Below are 16,600 nucleotides of genomic sequence, written 5' to 3' on the forward strand. Positions count from 1 at the left end.
CTCCAGTCTAGAACAGGATCCTCGTTGCAAATTGAACCTGACGGGATGGATCGCTATTCTGAATGCCCGCCTGTGGCAATAGGAAGGTGCTGCCTGGAGTTGCCGTATTTCCGTACGTCGTCGTTAGTTTTACAAAGTTATTGTGGTTGAAGACATTGGCAAACTCAGCCCGTGTCTCGACTCGTACCTTCTCGAAGAAGGAAAAAGTCCGTGTCAGAGCAAGGTCGGTCTGAGCCTGCGGCGGCCCATGAAACGAATTGCGCGAGAGCCCGACTGGACGATCACTTGCGATACCATCTCCGTCGTTGTCCACACCGGTGAGAGGGTTCACTGGCAAGCCACTCGCCGCGGTTGTGGTTCCGCTCATCCGGAAGGCATACGGAAGATCCACGACTCCATACGCCACCAGGCGATGCCGTTGGAAGAAGTCTGAAGGTCCGTTCTCTCCCGTAGTGATGCCCGACACGCTCGGCGTTCCGGTGTTGTTGCCTCCCGTAAAGAAGACATTCGTAATGTTGGAACTGTAGAGATACGAGGCCTGGAACTCGAAGTGGTTCGCGAAGTTTCTCCGGATTCGAATCTCTCCTGACGGATTACGCGAGTTGCCTGCGTTGCTTACCTGCTGCACATTCGCAACCGGAATCGTGGTGCCATCGCTGCGACTGTAGTTGAGATAAGGACGCGTCGCATTGGCTGCGGCCGCGGTGCGCGTCTGTCCCGCCGCAGTGCGTATAAACGGCGTCGGCGCATTCTGATTGACCAGAACCAACTGATGGCGCGAGGCCAGAAACGCCGCATCCATCTCCAACACAAAGCCATGCGGAAGCCGCTGCTCAATTCCAGCAGAAAGCTGCATCGTATACGGATTATTCAGTGAAGGGCTAAGGAGATAGATGTCACGGCGATCCTGTGTGCCGCTGACCGCAGGAGGCGTTGGATAAGAGGGATTTGAAATCGTGTAACTCGCGGTCGTGGCATCCGGACCAAGGTTAAGGGCGTTCCGCTGAAGCTGTCCGTAAAGCTGGTCATAAAACAGACCCGCTCCCGCGCGAATGACAGTATTGCCGTCGCCAAATGGATTCCATGCCAGACCGAGACGCGGCTGGAGGTTTGTCCTGCCGGAACCGTTCGATTGATAGTCGTACCTGAGGCCTAGATTCGCGGTGAAACGTGGCGTCAGCTTCCAATCGTCCTGAAAGTGAGCCGACATCAGTTCCTGTCCGTAGCTAAGATTCGAATTTCCGACAGTGACGTTGTAGCGCAATGGCATCTGTCCAGCCGTTGGAGCACCTGCCGCGAACGTATATGTTCCCAGCGGGGTCGAGATGAGGTTATACCCAGCCTTTTCGTGAAGGTAATCACCACCAAAGGTGAACTGATGCTGCTTCCAGGTCTTGCTCATGGTATCCATCACCTGGAATGCGCCCGTGCGCAAGTGCTCGCTGGCCGATCCGCCGGTCGTGGCGTAGCTTGGCCGGACGATCGAGATGCCTGGAGTGATCGGCGTATACCAAAGCGGAAGCGCACTGGCATAGGAGATTCTGAAATCGTTCAGCCACGTTGCAAACAGGCTTCGCTGGGTGAGCTGCCCCGCGATGCTTTGCTGCACGTCAGTGCGAGCGGCGCTCGCTTGAACAAACCCGCCGACAGTGTCGTTCAGATTATTCGTCGTAAGGTAGTCGCCGTTGAACCGCAATGTGGTGAACTGGTGTTCGCTCCATTTGTGATCGATGCGCGCCAATCCGATGTAGGAGTCCAGCTTTCCCGTGAAGAAGCCAGTCGTCGGAGACTGAATAAAAGCACCGCGCTCCTGATGAAGCTGCTCGTACGACGTCAGGAAGTTGGTTCGCCCGCGGCGTATCGGTCCACCGATAGTTGAGCCCCACTGAAGCTTTTCGTTCGGAACATGAAATGTTGAAACTGGCGGAGCCGCTTGAATTCCGGAAGGACGTACAAAGGCAAAGGCCTCTCCATGCAGTTGATCCGAACCCGATTTGGTAGCAACCAGGACAACACCGCCGCTCGCACGGCCGTACTGGGCGGGAAAGGTATTCGTCTGTACCGTGAACTCACCCACCGACGAGAGCGATACATTCTGTTGCGGGCCATTGGATAGGACGAAGTCAAAATTCGTACTTCCATCCAGCAGATACTGCGTGAAGCGGAAAGACTGGTTATTGAGCGAGAGCCGTGTTCCCGTCCGGCCATCGGATCCCGAGCCGGCAGTATTCTTTGCCCTGACATCGAGAAGCGCGAACTGCGCAAGGCTACGGCTTACGGATGGCAGTTGCGTCACTTCCTGTGACGACAGCGTCGACGAGATCTCCGGAGTCGTCTTCAGCAACTCTTCCTGGGCAAAGACCGTAATCTCCTGTTGCAGCGGATCGACGTTGAGCGCCAGGTCGAGATCGGTCTCCGCAGGCAGGACATCACTACGGCGCATCGTCTCAAAGCCGAGCGCTTCCACGACCAGCGTGTATGGAGCATCCGCCGGCAATCCAGAGATAGCAAAACTTCCTTCCGCCGACGAGGACACGGTGAAGCTTCGGCCGCTGCTGTCCGTGAGCTTCACGAGAGCGCCGGATATCACCGCGCCATCCTTAGCCCTGAGCTTGCCATGAACGGAGGACCGCCCCTCCACTTGAGCCAGCGCATCCACCTCCGCAATGACTGGCGACGTGCCCGAAGACATGAAAAAAGATAAAGCGAGGGCAAGCCCAAGATATTTAGGCACGGGAGATCCTTTCAGTTGAAACGCTGTTACTGATTAAGTCGCTGAAGCGATATTTAAACGGCCTCTAGAACTGGAGCCCGCTCTCGCGCACGAGCCTTGCGGGTTCTCCACGCCACGAACCGGCGAAGACTAAGTGCGAATCCAGTCCAGACAAGTAACACGGCGGTAAGTGCGGCGAGAAAGGCTACACTCTGCCCTACCCATCCGAAGATCTCGCCTGTGTGGAGAAAGCGGCCGTAGAGCCTCCACTGTCTGCCACGCGGAAGTTTGTCGAAGGTATCGAATTTCGTCAGCTTGCCGTTTTTGGAAAGTACAAGCTGGGTCTTCTGCTGCGGCCGCGAGCCTGAGCCTTCATCGAGCGCGAACGGAACGCTGTTGGCAGCAATGGGAAAACGCACCGTCAGATTGTTCCACCTTGGGTCTGTCTCTTTTGCAAGAGGAAGAAGCTTATCCAGCAGCTCAACGTTCCCGAGGTCAACCGTCTTCGGTCTCTCTTCCTTGCCCTGCGGCGAAGGGGTCCTCGCCGCGCGATAGAGCAGCGCATTAACCCAGTCGTAGGCCATCACCGATCCGGAGAGCGAGATCACCAACAGAGGAAGAGCTAACCAGAAACCACCAACCGTGTGCAGGTTCCAGTCGCGGGCACGAGCCTTCAGATGGCCTCGGATCATTAGCGCGTTCCGCAGGTGGACCTTCTTCCATTGACGTGGGATCCATAGGATCAAGCCGCTGAGAATAAGAATCGGAAATCCCAGATTGCCGGCGATCGCGATCGCATGCAGCGCCTCGTAGCGCTTTCCGCCGAATGCGGCATAGCGATGCAGATCTCTCACGTGTGCAAAGAATGCGCGCACCCTGCTTGGCCCATTCCCAAGCAGCTCGCCAGTGCAGGCATCCGCCAAAAAGATCCGGTCCGGAGCGGTCATCACCTGGGCCGGTGTCCGCGGATTCGCGAATACCTCGAACGAGGTTGGAGGCGCGCCGATCTGAGTCTGCAGCTTCTTGATGGATTCGCTCGGAGCGAGGCACGGAACATCCCGGCGATGTTCCGGGACGGATATCTTCCGCTCAGCACGCGCAACGATCTGCGGCTGGAATGCCATCAGGCTGCCAGTAGAGGCGAAGAAGCAGATCGTCAGCCCAACGACAAGGCCGATGACAAGGTGAAACCAAAAGAGTACTCGTCGAAGGTTCATGCGATGTCGATCTGCCCTGGCTTTCTGGAATGAAAGAACATGCTTTAACCCGAATAAGGATCAAAACAGTCCAATATCAATACCAATATACGACAGAAACAGTCCTGAATCTCACAGGAACATCAGCGGGCGACAAAAATGGCAGATTAAGTGACCAGCTGCGCGATAGAGCATTTTCCCTGTAGGTGCAGCTAGGGCTTCCGCATCCTATGGGCGTTTTCCGCAATGAAAACGCCATTGTGCGTTCTTCCGGGAAACCAGCACGGATTTCAAATCTCTTCGATGCGGCGCTCTTCCCCTCGCAGGAAGGTAAGCTCCAGCCAGTCGATCTGTTCCTGCGACTCGAGGTAGGCCTCGGTGCTGATCGCATCCTCGTCCCGCAGGCGCTCCAGCTCCCGGCGTTGCGAGAGCACCGACTCCAGTCCAAGCTCCCGTAGGCGCTGTAGCCCAACGGAGTCCTGCCGCTGCATACAGGTGTCTCGCACCAACCGAAGGCGGAACCGGAGATTGTCGGCCTCGCTGCCAGACTTATCGGCAAGCGCGTTGAGAGCCGCATCCGCAAGCTTCACTCTGAGGGCTAAGCCCTCTGCCTCCTTGGCTTGTGTAGAACTGAGGCACAACACCTGGATCAACGGAGCGAGTGTCACTCCCTGCACCACCAGCGTTGTCAGCACCACCGCAAATGCAGCGAGCACCAGTGTGTCGCGATGGGGAAATCCCTGCGGCAGTGCGAGGGCTGTCGCCATGGTCACAAAGCCTCTCATGCCGCACCAGCCGATGAAGAGACTTTCTCCCAGGGGCGCCGGCTGGCATCTCTGGCCCATACGCGCCTGAAGGCAGCGAACAGCTCGAAATGTGAGAACGATACATGGGCGAACGGCAATCACAACGGCGACGACAATGGCCGCGAAGACAAGAGCGTCATGAAGCTGCGAGCGCTCCATTCGCCCAAGGATGACGCGCGCCTGCATGCCCATCAAGAGGAACGCAAAGACATTCAGTGTAAAGACGACCGCACTCCAGACGGCATACGACTGAATGCGCATGCGTGCGTCAAGAGCGCCGGCGTTGGCTTCGGTTCGATGGGCTGCAGTCATGGCAAAGGCAACGGTGGCAAGAACCGCCGAAAGCCCGAGATGAGAGGCAATAATCCAGATGGCGTACGAGAAGACAAACTGGAGCAGGTTTCCTCCCAGCGTTCCCCGCACCAGCGGATTCACACGCATGATGAGATAGGCGCTCACCACGCCGAACAGGATCCCCCCGGGAGCAGCAAAGACAAGACGGGTTACGCTTCCCGCATCCATGTGATGGTTTACGAAGGCGAGCCCGGCGCTGAACAGCAGCAGCGCCGTCGCATCGTTAAAGAGGCTCTCGCCCTGCAGAATGCTATCGACCTCACGAGGAATCGAAAAGCGCCTCAGCACAGCCGTAGCCGCAGCAGCGTCAGGCGGCGCGACAATGGCTCCCATGACAAGGGCGGCAGAGAACGACAGGCCAAGATACAGCTTCCCGATCCACGCGACCACGAAGGCTGTAATGACTACGGCCACTACGGCATAGACAAAAAGGGGTAGGAAGAGACGGCGAGCCGCGCCCAGGGGAAAGTCGTAGGCAGCGTCGACGAGGACAGGCGCAATGAGCAGGGCGAGATAGGTCTCAGGATCAATCTCGATTCTGGGAGACCCCGGAAGAAGTGCGATGAGCACGCCCGCCGCCGCCAACAGGGCCGGGTAGGGCAGCGAGAGCCGCCGCGCCAACTGCAGCAGCACAATGGCGGCAAACATCAGTAGAAGCAGGCTTTCAAAGAAGGTCATTCGAGGTCACCAGAGCGTATCTTCTACCAACGACGCTGCTCCACACATACTAACGGCCCCTGTTACGTCGATTGGGTGCCCTGTTAAAACCCATCACAACCCTAGATCACCGGCATACAGTGCCTGCCTTGGTGAACGGATAATGATTTTTCATTCCGGGGTGTTCTCTTTCTTCGACATTTAGGCTAACCTAAATGTCGAATTAGGCAAACCTAAATGATCCGGATGAGGCACACTTCCGCCCTGGCGCTCGCTCTTCTGCTCCTGTTCGACGCTTCTTTACACGCGCAGAGCGGCATCACCGCTGCTCTGTCGGGAGTGGTGACAGATGCCACCGGAGCGGCGCTCCCAGGGGCGAAGCTGACTCTCACCTTTGTGAGAAGTGGCGCGGAAAGAAAGCAGGTTGCCGGTCCGGACGGTGGGTTTGCTTTTATTCAACTCACTACAGGCGACTACCGCCTGGGAGTTGAGGCGGCCGGCTTTGGATCGGCGCAGCAGGCGGTTTCGTATCAGGGAGCTCCTATCCATCTGATGGTGCCGCTCGGAGCCGCAGCCAGCACCGAGGTCACGGTCTCGGCGACGGATATCGTGGAGGAGCCGACAGCGCCGGCGCATGTGCTCATCACGCCGGAGGAGATCGATCGCATGCCGTCGCAGAGTGTGAGTGCTCCCTTCAGTTCCCTGATCACAATGACGACACCTGGAGTCTCGGCTGACTCCAACGGATCCTTCCATCCGCTTGGCGATCATGCGGAGGCATCCTTCTTCGTCGATGGCCAGCCGATCACCGATCAGCAGAGCCGCACCTTCTCGACACAGGTATCGCTCAACACATTGCAATCGGTAGACGTTCGCGAGGGCGCTCCGGGGGCAGATGTGGGCGATAAGACCAGCATGATCATCGCTGCGCAGACACGGTCAGGACTGGACCAGCGAAGACCCTCCGGAACGCTTCAGCTCAGCCGTGGATCTTTCTATACCACCAATGCAGGCGCCAGCCTCGGATTCGGAACAGAACGCTTTGGTTTCTTCACCGCGGCCGATGCAGTGAACAGCGCGCGCTTTCTTGATACGCCGGAAGCCGTAAACCTGCACGCGAATGGCAACGCGGAGAATACCTTCCAGCGGTTTGACTATCGGCTTACCGATAAGACGGTCCTCCAGCTTAGTGCAAGCCTGAGCCACTCGTGGTTTCAGACGCCGAACACCTTTGACCAGCAGACGCTCGGACAGAACCAGCGGCAGACCATTGTGAGCTTCAATGTCGCGCCGCAACTGGTGCACACCTTCAACGATCACGCCTTCCACCGCATCAACTTCTGGGTGCGGCAGGATAAGGTTCGCTATCGTCCATCCGGCGATATCTTCTCTGACTCTCCGGCCTACCTGGCGCAGGCCCGCCGTCTGACCAATGCGGGAACACGCACGGAGTTCACCTATACCCACGGGCGGCACAATATCGTGGCAGGCGGCGAATATAAGCACACGTTCCTGACCGAGCAGTTCGCAACAGGGCTGACCGACCCTACCTACAACAGTCCATGCCTGGGACCGGATGGTGCGCCGTCCTCCAACACCACCGTGCGCCATCCTTCGCAGTGTGTCGGTGCCGGACTAACATCCAACGCCGACTACCTTCCGGGTCTGCTCCCGCTCGATCTCACTCGCGGAGGCTCCATCTACTCGTTCCGTGGCGGAACTGATATTAAGCAGCTCGCACTCTTCGGGCAGGACTTCATTCGGATGGGACAGCTTCAGCTCAAGCTTGGCCTACGCTACGACAAGTACAACGGCATGGTGAGCACGTCCGGAGCACAACCGCGTTTGGGCATGACCTACGGAGTCCAGCGCATCCGCACCACCTTCCGTGGAGACTACTCCCGTGTCTTCCTGACGCCCTACAACGAGAATCTCATCGTCGCGAGTTCTGATGGTCCGGGATCGCCTTCTGCATCCCTCGGAGCCTCGGGTTCGCACGTTCTCAGCACAGCAACCAGAAACCAATTCAATATCGGCTTCACGACGGACCTGAAACGCATCTCCTTCAGCGGAGAGTACCTTTGGAAATTTACTTACGGAGCCTACGACTTCGATGTGCTCCTTAACAGCCCGCTGACCTTCCCCACACAGTTTGCTAAGTCCAAGATCGACGGAGGCCTGGTACGGGTAACCCTACATCCCTATCGCGGATTCGCCGGTTTCGTCACCGTAAGTCACACTCGATCCCGCCTCTTTGGTCCCCAGTTGGGAGGCGTCAGCTTCAGCGCGCCATACAGCAACGTCGTTCGGCCAGACCATGACGAGGGCCTGGCGATGAATCTCAATGCACGCTATCAGTTCGGCAGGCGCGGCCCGTGGATCAATGCTTCCTACCGCTATGATGGCGGGCTGGTTTCGGTCGCAACGCCCGACATTCCCACGGTGCTCAAACTCAGCGGAGATGAACAGCAGCAGATGGGACTGCACTGCGGTGACGTCTTTGCAACCGTCTCAACGCCGATCCGTTCCTGTGACGGAGCGATCCGCGCAACCCGCATCCGCATTCCCGTCCCAGGGACGTATGACGCGGACCGCAATCCCTCCCGCATCGCCGTTCGCAATACGGTCGATCTCTCCATCGGCAAGGATGACCTGATCTCGCACGAAAAACAGAGCCTGGGCGTACGGCTCGACATCGTGAACCTGAACAATACCAGCGCTCTGTATAACTACCTCTCGACGTTTTCCGGAACTCACTTCCTGACTCCCCGCACGGGGACGATAGCGATCCGGTATACCTTCTGAGCCCGGGTTCAAATTTTCTACTCGATCCATCACATCCTCGGGTATGCTCTTATACCGATATAAAAGTGATTACCCCCGGGGGGACGATGAACCTTAACCATCTGAAAATGCTGCAGGTATTGGAGCAGGCCGGCTCCATTTCAGCGGCAGCGGAGGAGCTGGCAACATCACAGCCCCGGTTGACCCAGCAGCTTCAGCAGGTCGAGCGTGAACTTGGAACCACGCTCTTCCATCGGTCCCCGCGAGGCCTGGAGCTTTCCGAATCGGGCCGTGCCTTCCTGGTCTATGCCAAGCGAATCAGCGCGATGTACGACGCCGGGCATGCCGCGGTCCGCCGGCTGGGCGAGGGAGCCGGCAAGACGCTTCGGCTGGGAGTCAGCCTTACCGCCTCGACGCAGTTTGTGCCTGCGGATCTTCTTGCCTTTCACAAGGAGCATCCAGACGTACAGGTCAGCGTGACCCGCAGTCTGCCCAAACATCTTGTGCGTGGGCTCGAGAATGAGCGGTTCGATCTCTGCCTGGGACTGGAGCTCCCTGAGTCTCCTCTCTTTGTCCGCGAAGATGTCTTTCGGACCCGCATGGTGGGCTTCTCCTCACAAGAGATGGCCGTACCCGAGAATCCCACCCTGGAAGAGTTCTGCCGTCACCCGCTGATCCTGCCTCCCCGCACCTGCGGAACGCGCACGCTGATCGACGATGCACTGCGGCGCGGGAAGGTGAAGGCTCAAGTAGTGATGGAGATCGATGACATTGCCACCATTCTGAACCTGGTGAAGGTGGGAGCGGCTGTCACCATTCTGCCCAGCATCGCATCCTCTACATCGGCGCTACAGCGATCGGAGTTTCGCGACTTCCACGAGGAGGCTAAGGGGCATTTTCTTTATCCGCGCAGAACTACCCCAGAGAGCGAGACCTTTATCCGCATCGCCGGGGAGCGAATCCGCTCTCGTCCGGATGGGAATGCCCCGGAAAGCTGATTTTGCGACTTCTTATATCGATATATCCGCGATCTCACTTCAGCGGAAATCGCCGAAATGGACTGCTTCCGGAGCGGAGGGCTGATCCAGAAACTGGAGGGTGGTCGAGGGACCCAGGCTTGTGGGAGGATCCCACTCGCGCAGCGCCCAGACCACCTTCTTCTCCGGCGTGATCTCGATCGCCTGAATGGTGTGCGGTCCATCCGCCGCGTAGTTCTTGCTCCACTCATTCACCCAGTTGTTGATGACGGTATTGCCGTTCGGCAATCGCCATGCCTGCTGCAGGCTGGTGAAGTGATACTCAGGCACTTCCGCCGGAGTAAAAGACCAGACCGTATCTCCGCGCCGGGTGACTTCGCGGACCCCGACCCGATCGGTGATCAGGACGTTGCCATTCTCCAACGGAGAGACACCCCAGGGACTTGTGGCTGGAAACGACCAGAGCTCGTTTCCCTCCGCGTCATACTCCACAACCTTATTGAGATCCATGTGAGCAACGAGCAGCGTTCCCTCGGGTGTCAGCCGCGCATGCCGGAACTGGGTATGAACACGGATCGGATGCTTGACGGCGAGCGTCAGCTCTTTTTCGATCGCACCCGTGCCGGTATTGACCACACGCAGCAGAGCGGAAGGATCGCCATTCTGGATGTAGAGGACGTGCGAGGTACCGATGGGAACGGCAGTGTGAACCTCATGGCCCGCGGGCGGATCATAACTCCATAGAATCTTCTTTTCAGGCGAGATGAGCTTAACGCCGTACTGATGAGCGATGAGAAGATTGCCGTTCGAAAGCAGCACGGCATCGCTGATCTCTCCCTTCTCTTGCGGGTCATCGTAGCTCCAGTCGATTTTGCCGTGTCGAACCAGAAAGACTTTGCGGTCGTGGGATTCACCGGCATAGAGAAAATCGTGGCCGGCGAGGCCTTTTCCCGGAAGCGGCACGGAAGACAGGGGCGCAGAGACCTGTGCCTGCGTTCCGTAGACACAAAAAACAACGAAGATCACGCTGAGAGATCGGGATAGGAGCATGTGTTCTCGCGGAAACGGATGGAATAGTCGAACGTCAGCCATTCTCCACCACGGAAGACGCATCGTTCAAGCGAAGGGATACCGTCGTTCTTTCATCCCTTCGATCTGAATCGCTGACGTCTGGAGTCAACGGCTATCTGCCGAACGAATGCAATCACATCGTCACATCGCCTTGCGGCGCGGGAGTCACCTGCCTGCTCGTAGCCGCTTTTTATCTTTCCGAAGAGAGCTATCACCTTCTTCCAGTCAGCTTCCGTCGCGCTGAACTCGCCAAGCATCTTCCGTGTCCATTCCGAGACGCTCATCTCACTTGCTTGAGCAGCCTCCGCGATGCGCCTGCGGTCGGTTGGCGTGAATCTGACGGGAACGATCTCACCTTTGGCTTCCCTTTTGGCGAGCTTTGGGCGACCGGCCTTCTTCTGCACAAGCGTGATGTCTGGCATCGAAACTCCTGACTCAGGAATGACTGCGTGTTATTCAGCTCGAAGCATTTCCACTGGATCGACCTTCAGTGCCCGGCGAACGGCGGGTACGGCTGCAAAAACAACAGCGAGAGCAATTGCCGTCAGCGGAAGGACTAGCATGAATGGATTCTCTGCCTTCACGCCATAAAGCAAAGACCCTACATATCGAGCTGCCGCCTTTCCGGCTACCAACCCAATTGCACTTCCTGCGCCTACGACAAGGACGATTCCGAAACTCACCTGCCGAACAATATGGGCTGCACGTGCGCCCAACGCCAGGCGGATACCAATCTCTTTTTTCTTCTCGACAACTGTGTAGTGCAGCACTCCGTACAAACCAATGGCGGCCAACAGTAACGCGACCGCACCAAAGAAGATCGAAAGCATCGCCAGCAGACGTTCACGAATCACCTGTGCCAGCCGCAGCTCCTCTTGCGTGCGTATATTCACCACGTGCATGTCCGTCCGCGCCTTGCTCACCTCTCGCCGCAAGGTTGTCGCCATCGCCATCGGATCCTGTGCCACGGTCTTCACCACAATGGTCCAGTGAGGCACGAGTCCTGCGGGTGCATCCGTCGCAGAAACAGGTTTAGGCCTAAAAAAGAATGGGATAAAAGCTACAGGCGGCATTGCATCATGAGTGTTGCTGTAGACGGCGTCCTTGACTACACCGACGACCTGCACCTTATCACGTCCGCCGTTTTCCCCTCGCTTTTCAAAGACCTTACCGATGGCGTTCCCGCCTCCCAAAAATGTCCTGACAAAGGTCTCATTTACGATCGCCACTTCGGGAAAGAAATCTCCATCGTGAAAGTCGCGTCCTGAGGTCATATCGATTCGCATGGTCTTCAGCCATTCCGGCGAGATATTGAGAAAGTATGCGAGCTGGGAACTGAACGGGCCGCCGCTAATGGCGATGGAGTCATTCCAGGCCGATTCGCTCAATAGGGGCCAGGAGCACGAAGCAACACTCTCTACTCCGGGAATCGTCCTGAAGTGTTCCACAACACTTGCCCATGCGGTCGCTTCCGTCTCCTGCCGGCCGGTTGTCTCCAGCAAAAGCAGCCTGTCAGCATTGAACCCCAACGGCTGATCCGACAATCTCTGAAACGTAGCCACGAACAATCCCGCGACAAAGAGGACAACGAAACAGAATGCAACTTGCACTCCCAGCATTCCCCGCATCCACCGGTGACGTGCCCGTGGCGCATCACTACCCTTCAAAATGCTTACTGGCTTTACCCACGATGCCCGCAACGCAGGCGCCAAGCCGAAGAGCAACATCACACCAAATGTCAGTACGATCCCGAATGCGATCACCCTGGCATCCGCCGGCAACATGAGCTGTACCGGGACATCGGGCCGGTCGATCATGAGAACAACCATCGGGGCTGACCACCAAGCCAGAATCAAGCCCGCAGCGGCAGACAGGACCGCCATCATGCCGGCCTCGACCAACATCAATTGCACGAGCCGCCAGCGCCCAGCACCGATCGAGACACGGAGTGCCATCTCCCTGGCTCTACCCGCGGCCTGCGCGGTCATCAGGTTGGCCACATTGATACAGGCAATCAACAGCACCATCGTGACCAGCACTCCAAGGGTCACAAGTGCCCTGCGGTACTCTTCCCGAAAGTCGGAGACACCGGTACTGGCCGGCAACATCACAACTTCGTTATTCAATAGATTCTTGACAATCTCGGCAGAGAGGCCCGCATCTCCTTTTAAACGCGTCTCCTCGAGGTGATAGTTAATCGCCCCTAGTTTGTCCTGGACTGGCGTTAGTTCTTGGTTCTCATGCAGTGCAACAAGCGTACGAAACCACGTCCAATTTGCCCTACCGTATCCACGGTGCATTGCCATCGGGAGGAAAATATCGGCGATTGTTCCCGGAGTGGTTCCGGTAAACCCCTTTTGCGCGATGCCAACAATCTCATACACACCGTTCTGGAATCGGAAGGTGTTGCCGATGACACCTGGATCCCGCTGGAAGCGACGTCTCCAGTAGTCGTCAGACAATACAGCATAGGGGGCCTTCCCTTGCGCGACGTCGTCGGCATCGGTAAGGAGCCTGCCCATTTGCGGATGCAGACCGAAGACTTCGAAGAGATTCCCAGAGACATGCACCACCGTTGCTTTCTCCAATTCCTGCTCCGTGGAGTACGTCAGTTCCTCACGAACGGCATACGAAATCGCAACGAGATCGGCCTGCTGCTTTACAGCTTTACGCATTTCGAGAAATGCCGGAGAGTCCCACGCGTTGTAGCTGCGCCATTTGCCATCAAAGCTGATCCCCTGCTTTGTCAGTCCATAAAGTCGTTCCGGATGTGCAATAGGAAGCGCGCGCCACAGCATCGCATCCATCAGGCGGAAGGCGCCGACGCATGCTCCCATGGCCAGGGCGAGGGAAAGAATAGCGACCGATGAGGTCACCTTGTTTCGCTTGATCTGCCTCCAGCTAAAAGCCACATCGGCGCGTAGTGCGTCCAGCCATCCTTCCACGCGCAAGGCATAGCTTGCCTCGCGCTGACGAAGCGAGTTGCCCAGAGCTTTTCGCGCCTCTGCCTCGCTACGGCCATGTTCCATAGCTTCGGCAACATGAGCTTCAAGCTCTTCTTCGATCTCGCTCCGCAGACGATCCGCACGAAAGACATTCCCGACTCGTTTCCACAAGGCCATCTCACACCGTCCTGAGAATCCGGTTGACTGCGGAGGAGACGTCCTCCCAACGTTGCTGTTCGGCGGCGAGTTGCTTCCTCCCCTCCGCCGTCACCTCATAGACACGCGCCCTTCGACCCGTATCCTTCTTGACCCATTCCGCGCTGATCCAACCCGCCTCTTCCATACGGTGCAGGGCCGGATACAGAGAACCCTCCTCGGCGCGCAGCACATCGTTCGACATCTCTCCAATGGCCGTCATGATCGCGTAGCCATGCAGCCCAGACCGGCGCGAAAGAATCTTCAACACCAACAAATCCAGCGTTCCCTGTAACGAGTCAGTCTTTCTCATACCTAGACATCTTAATAATTAGATGTCTGGGTATCTGTCAAGATCGATCTTTCATCTGTCCATTTCCGGACACGCGGACACGTTTGCGGACACAGCAGGGTTGAAGAAGACCCGTTAAACCATTGATATTGCTATGGTTACTTTGGCCCAAAAGGTGCTCCAGTATTTCTACGTATGGACATCCAAAGACCTGATATCAGGCTAAAGAAGCAACGGCGGCAGTGGATCTTAGGTGGCGTTCTGGTCCTGGTGCTGTCGGTAGTGGGGTGGGCTGTCTCCCGGTTGAAGCCTGCCGCGCCGACCGTTGACCGTGCGACCGTGTGGACCGACACCGTAAAGCAGGGACCTTTGCTGCGCCAGGTTCGCGGCCCGGGCACGCTGGTTCCGCGCGAAGATCGCATTCGCCTTATCCCCTCCGAGACGGAAGCGACCGTTGTCCGAATCCGCGTTCTTCCCGGCGCGAAGGTTGATCCGGACACCATCCTGATGGACCTGGTCGATCCGACCGTACAGCAGGAGCTGCTGGACGCCGAACTGCAATGGAAGGCCGCGCAGACCGACCTGATGAACGTGAAGGCGAAGCTCGACAGCGACCTTATGACCCAGCAGGCCGCAGCCGCCACCGTCAGTGCCGACTACAAACAGGCCAAGCTGCAGGCTCAAACGGACAAATCGCTCTTTGACCTGGGCGTCATCAGCGGTTTGACCTACAGCGCCTCCAAGGGCAAGGCCGACGAGCTAACGACGCGCGATGAGATTGAGAAGAAGCGGATCACCGTCAATGAGAAGGCGATCGAGACCCAGATCGCCGTGCAGCAGACCAAGGTGGAGCAGGCACGTGCGCTGCTTGCGCTGAAACAGCGGCAACAGGACGCCCTCAGCGTTCGGGCCGGCATCAGCGGTGTCCTGGTCGACCTTCCCCACCAGGTGGGCGAACACGTGGCGCCGGGCACAACCCTGGCCAAAGTCGTCCAGCCTGATCAGCTCAAGGCCAGCCTGAAGATCGCCGAGACCCAGGCGCGCGATATCCAGATCGGTCAACCCTCTGAGATCGACACCCACAACGGCGTCATCCCCGGCAAAGTGATGCGTATTGACCCTGCTGTAGTGAACGGAACCGTGACCGTTGACGTAGAACTAGCAGGCGCTCTTCCGCAGGGAGCGCGTCCGGACCTCAGCGTCGATGGCGAAATTGATCTCGACCGGCTGTCCAACGTACTGTTTGTGGGCCGGCCCGCATTCGGCAACGAGAACAGCACGATCAGTCTTTTCCGCCTGGGCTCTGATGGAAAAACCGCAGTTCGGGTTCCGGTAAAGGTTGGCAAAGCATCGGTGAATGCAATCCAGGTCATGGAAGGATTGCAGGCCGGAGACACCGTGATCCTGTCGGATATGAGCCGATGGGAGAACACAGACAGAATTCGCCTGGAATAGGAAGCGACAAGGAGAGATTAAATGGCAGAGACGATTATCGACATCGAGCAGCTCACCAAGGTCTTCTACACCGACGAGATCGAAACGCATGCGCTATCCGGCATCCACATGCAGATCCAGCGCGGCGAATACGTGGCGATGTCGGGCCCATCGGGTTGCGGCAAGTCGACGCTGCTCTCAATCATTGGCCTTCTGGATACGCCGACGAACGGCCGCTATCAGTTGAATGGAAACGAAGTCGCAAACCTTAACTTCTCCGACCGGTCACGTATCCGTAACCAGGAGATCGGTTTCATCTTCCAGAGCTTCAACCTGATTGGCGATCTGACCGTTGCCGAGAACGTGGAGCTACCGCTCACCTACCGTAGCGGCATGCCGGTTGCCGAGCGCAAGAAGCGCGTGCAGGAATCGCTCGAGCGCGTCAACATGGCGCACCGCATGCGGCATTACCCGGCGCAGCTCTCCGGCGGTCAGCAGCAGCGTGTCGCTGTCGCACGCGCTCTCGCCGGCTCACCCTCTATTCTTCTGGCCGACGAGCCTACCGGAAACCTTGACTCCAAAAACGGCGAAGCGGTCATGTCGCTCTTGAAAGAGCTGCATGACGAAGGCGCCACCATCTGCATGGTGACGCACGATCCACGCTTTGCCGCACATGCCGAACGACAGATTCACCTCTTCGACGGCAAGGTCGTCGCGGAGGGAGAGCTGAGCCATCTGATGGCGGAGGTTTAATGCCATGCGCAATCTGTTGAAAGATGCTGGCGACTCGCTGTATCTCACCCCCTGGACAGCAGCAGCGCTTGTGTTGATCGCGCTGCTGTCCAGCCTTTCTATCCATGCAACGACCATCAGTAATACCGAGGCAGACCGGGTAAGCCTGGTCGTCACGTATGGCGATGACACGGTGCTTCAGGCGGAAGCCCACGACCGGAACCACATGCAATCGTCCAAAGCGACGCTATCGCGACTTTCCTTCGATGCCAGGCTCGGAAGCTTGTCTCTTCGGCTGAGCGTACCGTCGGTGTCCACGCTTCCATTGCTCAGGGAACTCCCCGGAGTGCCGGCGGATAACCAGTGTCCAATGACGAAGAGCGTTGCTTAAGACTGAACCGTTGTATGACGTACGTTGACCGGATTCGCTGCCGGCGAAGGAGA

General features: G+C 57.6%; 12 protein-coding genes. 5 read left to right on the forward strand and 7 right to left on the reverse strand.

Annotation, left to right across the window (positions count from 1 at the left end; translation table 11 throughout):
- Positions 1 to 7: 7 nt before the first annotated feature.
- The 3 genes from AB4Y89_RS05105 to AB4Y89_RS05115 form a co-directional block, all read right to left on the reverse strand.
- Positions 8 to 2,734, reverse strand: coding sequence for a TonB-dependent receptor (locus AB4Y89_RS05105; RefSeq protein WP_442299807.1), 2,727 nt, complete (start codon positions 2,732 to 2,734; stop codon positions 8 to 10).
- 53 nt (positions 2,735 to 2,787) lie between these two features.
- On the reverse strand, positions 2,788 to 3,930 hold the full coding sequence (locus AB4Y89_RS05110) for a PepSY-associated TM helix domain-containing protein (protein WP_442299808.1): 1,143 nt from the start codon (positions 3,928 to 3,930) through the stop codon (positions 2,788 to 2,790).
- Between the two features lie 269 nt (positions 3,931 to 4,199).
- On the reverse strand, positions 4,200 to 5,747 hold the full coding sequence (locus AB4Y89_RS05115) for a cation:proton antiporter (protein ID WP_442299809.1): 1,548 nt from the start codon (positions 5,745 to 5,747) through the stop codon (positions 4,200 to 4,202).
- A gap of 216 nt (positions 5,748 to 5,963) precedes the next feature.
- Here AB4Y89_RS05115 and AB4Y89_RS05120 point away from each other — a divergent pair, with 216 nt between their 5' ends.
- Both AB4Y89_RS05120 and AB4Y89_RS05125 read left to right on the forward strand, forming a co-directional pair.
- Complete coding sequence (locus AB4Y89_RS05120; RefSeq protein ID WP_442299810.1) at positions 5,964 to 8,531, forward strand: TonB-dependent receptor; 2,568 nt, start codon at positions 5,964 to 5,966, stop codon at positions 8,529 to 8,531.
- 86 nt (positions 8,532 to 8,617) lie between these two features.
- Complete coding sequence (locus AB4Y89_RS05125) at positions 8,618 to 9,508, forward strand: LysR family transcriptional regulator (RefSeq protein WP_442299811.1); 891 nt, start codon at positions 8,618 to 8,620, stop codon at positions 9,506 to 9,508.
- Positions 9,509 to 9,547: 39 nt separating this feature from the next.
- Here AB4Y89_RS05125 and AB4Y89_RS05130 read toward each other — a convergent pair whose 3' ends face one another.
- From AB4Y89_RS05130 to AB4Y89_RS05145, 4 genes are all read right to left on the reverse strand, one after another.
- Positions 9,548 to 10,537 carry a beta-propeller domain-containing protein gene (locus AB4Y89_RS05130; protein ID WP_442299812.1) on the reverse strand — a complete coding sequence of 330 codons (990 nt, stop codon included), beginning with the start codon at positions 10,535 to 10,537 and terminating at the stop codon, positions 9,548 to 9,550.
- A 92-nt stretch (positions 10,538 to 10,629) separates the two neighbouring features.
- Positions 10,630 to 10,980 carry a plasmid mobilization protein gene (locus AB4Y89_RS05135; RefSeq protein WP_442299813.1) on the reverse strand — a complete coding sequence of 117 codons (351 nt, stop codon included), beginning with the start codon at positions 10,978 to 10,980 and terminating at the stop codon, positions 10,630 to 10,632.
- Positions 10,981 to 11,010: 30 nt separating this feature from the next.
- On the reverse strand, positions 11,011 to 13,680 hold the full coding sequence (locus AB4Y89_RS05140; protein ID WP_442299814.1) for an ADOP family duplicated permease: 2,670 nt from the start codon (positions 13,678 to 13,680) through the stop codon (positions 11,011 to 11,013).
- Position 13,681: 1 nt separating this feature from the next.
- Positions 13,682 to 14,011, reverse strand: coding sequence for a PadR family transcriptional regulator (locus AB4Y89_RS05145; RefSeq protein WP_442299815.1), 330 nt, complete (start codon positions 14,009 to 14,011; stop codon positions 13,682 to 13,684).
- Between the two features lie 174 nt (positions 14,012 to 14,185).
- Here AB4Y89_RS05145 and AB4Y89_RS05150 point away from each other — a divergent pair, with 174 nt between their 5' ends.
- From AB4Y89_RS05150 to AB4Y89_RS05160, 3 genes are read left to right on the forward strand one after another with little or no spacing between them, the layout of a single operon-like run.
- Positions 14,186 to 15,445: an efflux RND transporter periplasmic adaptor subunit gene (locus tag AB4Y89_RS05150; RefSeq protein ID WP_442299816.1), complete on the forward strand. Its 1,260-nt coding sequence runs from the start codon at positions 14,186 to 14,188 to the stop codon at positions 15,443 to 15,445.
- A gap of 21 nt (positions 15,446 to 15,466) precedes the next feature.
- Complete coding sequence (locus AB4Y89_RS05155; RefSeq protein WP_442299817.1) at positions 15,467 to 16,177, forward strand: ABC transporter ATP-binding protein; 711 nt, start codon at positions 15,467 to 15,469, stop codon at positions 16,175 to 16,177.
- A gap of 4 nt (positions 16,178 to 16,181) precedes the next feature.
- Complete coding sequence (locus tag AB4Y89_RS05160; RefSeq protein ID WP_442299818.1) at positions 16,182 to 16,547, forward strand: hypothetical protein; 366 nt, start codon at positions 16,182 to 16,184, stop codon at positions 16,545 to 16,547.
- Positions 16,548 to 16,600: the final 53 nt, after the last annotated feature.

This window comes from Terriglobus sp. 2YAB30_2 (assembly GCF_052114765.1).
GTDB lineage: Bacteria > Acidobacteriota > Terriglobia > Terriglobales > Acidobacteriaceae > Terriglobus.

Coding starts and splice junctions, on each gene's coding strand:
- AB4Y89_RS05115 (WP_442299809.1), bottom strand. CDS start 5,747: ATGACCTTCTTTGAAAGCCTGCTTCTACTGATGTTTGCCGCCATTGTG.
- AB4Y89_RS05140 (WP_442299814.1), bottom strand. CDS start 13,680: ATGGCCTTGTGGAAACGAGTCGGGAATGTCTTTCGTGCGGATCGTCTG.
- AB4Y89_RS05155 (WP_442299817.1), top strand. CDS start 15,467: ATGGCAGAGACGATTATCGACATCGAGCAGCTCACCAAGGTCTTCTAC.
- AB4Y89_RS05145 (WP_442299815.1), bottom strand. CDS start 14,011: ATGAGAAAGACTGACTCGTTACAGGGAACGCTGGATTTGTTGGTGTTG.
- AB4Y89_RS05150 (WP_442299816.1), top strand. CDS start 14,186: ATGGACATCCAAAGACCTGATATCAGGCTAAAGAAGCAACGGCGGCAG.
- AB4Y89_RS05125 (WP_442299811.1), top strand. CDS start 8,618: ATGAACCTTAACCATCTGAAAATGCTGCAGGTATTGGAGCAGGCCGGC.
- AB4Y89_RS05130 (WP_442299812.1), bottom strand. CDS start 10,537: ATGCTCCTATCCCGATCTCTCAGCGTGATCTTCGTTGTTTTTTGTGTC.
- AB4Y89_RS05120 (WP_442299810.1), top strand. CDS start 5,964: ATGATCCGGATGAGGCACACTTCCGCCCTGGCGCTCGCTCTTCTGCTC.
- AB4Y89_RS05160 (WP_442299818.1), top strand. CDS start 16,182: ATGCGCAATCTGTTGAAAGATGCTGGCGACTCGCTGTATCTCACCCCC.
- AB4Y89_RS05110 (WP_442299808.1), bottom strand. CDS start 3,930: ATGAACCTTCGACGAGTACTCTTTTGGTTTCACCTTGTCATCGGCCTT.
- AB4Y89_RS05135 (WP_442299813.1), bottom strand. CDS start 10,980: ATGCCAGACATCACGCTTGTGCAGAAGAAGGCCGGTCGCCCAAAGCTC.